The organism is Streptomyces sp. NPDC029956, from assembly GCF_055574655.1.
The window spans coordinates 99,557-103,293 of sequence record NZ_JBVHZJ010000002.1; the positions used below are offsets into that span (position 1 = coordinate 99,557).

The 3,737-nt window shown below is 74.7% G+C and carries 3 protein-coding genes; 1 reads left to right on the forward strand and 2 read right to left on the reverse strand.

Going from position 1 to position 3,737, the window contains the following annotated elements; genetic code table 11:
- Nucleotides 1-186: 186 nt before the first annotated feature.
- Together hemQ and hemG are read right to left on the reverse strand one after the other, a co-directional pair.
- Nucleotides 187-900, reverse strand: coding sequence for a hydrogen peroxide-dependent heme synthase (gene hemQ, locus ACZ4XX_RS01715; RefSeq protein ID WP_468506016.1), 714 nt, complete (start codon nt 898-900; stop codon nt 187-189).
- 17 nt (nt 901-917) lie between these two features.
- Entirely contained in the window at nt 918-2,393 is a 1,476-nt protein-coding gene (hemG, locus tag ACZ4XX_RS01720; protein WP_468506017.1) for a protoporphyrinogen oxidase, read from the reverse strand.
- 167 nt (nt 2,394-2,560) lie between these two features.
- Here hemG and ACZ4XX_RS01725 point away from each other — a divergent pair, with 167 nt between their 5' ends.
- On the forward strand, nt 2,561-3,583 hold the full coding sequence (locus ACZ4XX_RS01725; RefSeq protein ID WP_468506018.1) for a DUF4349 domain-containing protein: 1,023 nt from the start codon (nt 2,561-2,563) through the stop codon (nt 3,581-3,583).
- Nucleotides 3,584-3,737 lie beyond the last annotated feature (154 nt).

A 3,737-nucleotide genomic window follows, 5' to 3' on the forward strand; every position in this document is an offset into this window, starting at 1 on the left:
TCCTCCCCACACAAAAGACCCCCCCCCCCCCCCGCCCCCCCCCCCCCCCCCCCCCCCCCCCACCCGGAGCCGGACCCGGTGTCGCTGGAGCGGCAGGCCATGGTGACGCCTGTCGTCTGATCTTCCGGGTCGAAGGGTGGCGCGGCCGGCCGGGAGCCGGGCCACCACCAGGTTCTCGTACGGCCGTCAGGCCAGGCCCGCCACCAGGTCGGCGACGCTCTTGCGGCGACCGGTGTAGAACGGGACCTCTTCGCGGACGTGCATCCGCGCCTCGGAGGCACGCAGGTGACGCATGAGGTCCACGATGCGGTGCAGCTCGTCGGCCTCGAAGGCGAGGAGCCACTCGTAGTCGCCGAGGGAGAAGGAGGCGACCGTGTTGGCGCGGACGTCCGGGTAGCCACGGGCCATCTTGCCGTGGTCGGCGAGCATCCGGCGGCGGTCCTCGTCCGGCAGCAGGTACCAGTCGTAGGAGCGCACGAAGGGGTAGACCGAGACGTAGTCGCGCGGGTTCTCGTCGGCCAGGAAGGCCGGGATGTGCGACTTGTTGAACTCGGCGGGGCGGTGCAGCGCCATGTTCGACCAGACCGGCTCCAGGGCACGGCCCAGGCGGGTGCGGCGGAAGAGGTTGTACGCCCCCTGGAGCTCGTCGCTCGTCTCGGCGTGCCACCAGATCATCACGTCGGCGTCGGCGCGCAGACCGGAGAGGTCGTACGTGCCGCGGACGGTGATGTCCTTGGCCGCGAGCTGGTCGAACAGCTCCTGGACCTCGTCGGCGTAGCCACCGCGGTCCTCGGGGAGAACGTCGCGCAGCTTGAAGACGGACCACAGGGTGTAGCGGATGACCTCGTTGAGGTCCTTCGCCTTCTTACCGGCGTTCGGGATCTTTTCGGGCGCACTCATACGCCTATTCTCGCCCGTCACAGGGAGTGCCCCGCACCGGGGTCGGTCCTTTTCGACGTGGCGATGATCTCGTCGGCCGCCCGATGGGCCGAGGCGATGCAGGCGGGGATGCCGACGCCGTCGTACGCGGCGCCCGCGACGCGCAGTCCGGGAAGGGCGGCGACGGCCTCGCGGACCCGGGCGACCCGGGCGAGGTGGCCGACCGGGTACTGCGGCAGGCCGCCGATCCAGCGGGTCACCGTGGTGGCGACGGGCCGGGCGGTGAGTCCGGTGGCGGCGGCGAGGTCCTTGAGGGAGGCGGCGACGAGATCGGTGTCCTCGCGGTGCACCTGCTCCTCCTCGCCGTGGCGGCCGACGGAGGTCCGCAGCACGAAGAGGTCGGGGGCGCCGTCGGCGACCCACTGCCACTTCTGCGAGGAGAAGGTGGAGGCCTTGATCGTGTGGCCGTCGACGGGCGGCACGAGGAACCCAGAGCCCGGCAGGGCGGGCAGCCCCGGGCCGGCCGGGGCGGGCATGTCGGTGCGGCGGAAGGCCAGTGTGACCAGGGCCATGGAGGCGTACGCGACGGCGTCGAGCTCGGCGGCGGCGGTGGGCGCGTGCGGGGCGAGGAGCGCGGCGGCGGGCCCGGCGGGGGTGGCGAGGACGACGGCGTCGGCGGTGAGGACCCGGTCGCCGCTGACGACCTGCCAGCCGGTGGTCCCGGTGCGGCGCAGCCCGGTCACGGGCGCGTCGGTGAGGATCTCGCCGCCGGCGGCGCGGACGGCGTCGGCGACGGCGCCGGGCAGGGTGCCGACACCGCCGTCGACGCCGAGGAAGACGGAGCCGCCGAGGCCGGTGGCGGCGCCCGCCGCGTCGGCGGGGACGGCCGCCCCGGCCTGCTGGACGGCGCGGACGGCGGCGGTGAGGGTGGGCCGGGTGCGGGCGGCCTCGAAGAGGGCGGGGACGGCGGCCTTCATCGAGATGCGGTAGGCGTCACCGGCGTACACCCCGCCGAGGAGGGGTTCCACGAGCCGGTCGACGACCTCGTGGCCCATGCGGGCGGCGACGTACGCGCCGATGGCGATGTCGTCGCCGATCTCGGTGGGGGGCAGTTCGGCGTCGAGGCCGATCCGGCGCACGCCCTCCGCGGAGAGCAGTCCCTCGACGGCGTGGGCGTCGCCGGGGACGCCCATGACGTGGCCCTTGGGCATGGGGACGAGTGCGCCCCGGGACCAGACGGACGCGGTGGTCGTGCCGGGGGCCTGGAGCCGGTCGCCGAGGCCGACGGCCCGGGCGAGGGCGACCGCTTCGGGGCGGCGGGCGAGCAGCGACTCGGCGCCGAGGTCCACGGGGGCGCCCGCGATCTCTCCGGCGAGCAGCTTGCCGCCGAGCCGCGGTCCCGCTTCGAGGAGGGTCACCCGGTGGCCGGCGACGGCCAGCCGGTGGGCGGCGGCGAGTCCGGCGATACCGCCTCCGGCGACGACGACATGGGGTCCCGTGGTGTCCGCGTTCATGGGACCACTCTCTCAAATCGCCCATCGGCGCCGGTTCAGAGGCTCCCCCTGCCGCCCGCTCCCGTTCCGAGGCCGGACCGTGACCGCATCGCTACCGCCGGAGGGCAACCCGTCCGGTGGGCCGACACGTCGAACCGGCGACACCTACCACCCCTGGGGGGGACTCGATGAGGAACTCACGTACGACCGGGAGAACGCGAGCGACGGCCGGCGCGGCCCTGCTCACCGCCGCGCTGGTGCTGACCGGCTGCGGAGCCGGCGGGGCCGGAGGCGGCACGGCCGGGGACTCCAAGCGGGACATGGGCGCGGAGGCGCCCGCGAACGCCGAGGCGGCGCGGGGAGCCGCCGACGGCTACGCGGGATCGGGCGCCGGGAAGGCCACGTCGGCGCCCTCGAAGGCGCCCGCGCAGCAGCACGTCATCCGTACCGCCTCGCTGTCCGTGGAGGTCGCCGATGTGACGAAGGCCCTGGTCACGGCCCGCGACGTGACGGCCGGCGCGGGCGGGCGCGTCGAGAACGAGTCGACGGAGCGGGTCGACGAGGGGTACGTCACCTCGCGCATCGTGCTGCGGGTGCCGCAGGAGCGGTACGACTCGGTTCTCACCGAGCTCGCCGGTACGGGGAAGCTGCTGGCCCGCAAGGCCGATGCCAAGGACGTCACCGAGCAGGTGGTGGACGTGGAGAGCCGGATCGCCACCCAGCGCGCGAGCGTGGCGCGGGTGCGGGCGCTGATGGACCGGGCGGAGCGGCTGACCGACGTGGTGACCCTGGAGGGCGAGCTGAGCCGGCGTCAGGCGGACCTGGAGTCGCTGCTCGCCCAGCAGTCCTCGCTGAAGGACCGGACGTCGCTGGCGACGATCACCCTGCAGCTCAGCGAGAAGGAGAAGGCTCCGGCGAAGGAGGCCGAAGAGGGCCGTCCGGGCTTCCTCGACGCCCTCTCCGGCGGCTGGAACGCCCTGGTGGGCGTCGTGACCTGGATCGTGATCGTCCTGGCCGCCCTCGCCCCGTGGATCGCGGTCGCCCTGATCGTCTTCGTCGTCTGGCACCGTCTGATCCGCCCGCGCGTCGCCCGCCGGGCCGGCACCACGTCCGCGCCGGTGCCGGTGCCGCGGCCCGCGGGGACCGGCCCGGAGCGGAACGCCGCCGGGGCGGTGACCTCTCCGGCGACTCCGGAGGCGCCCGAGAAGTAGCGTCGTCCCATGAGCGAACGACTGGTGGTCATCGGTGGCGGGGGGGGGGGGGGGTCCCCCCCCCCCCCCGCGCGCCGGCCCCAGGGGTCGGAAAAGACGGGGGCCGCCGCTTTCGCGCGGGGGCCACTCTCCCCTTCCTCCAGCTCCCGCACCT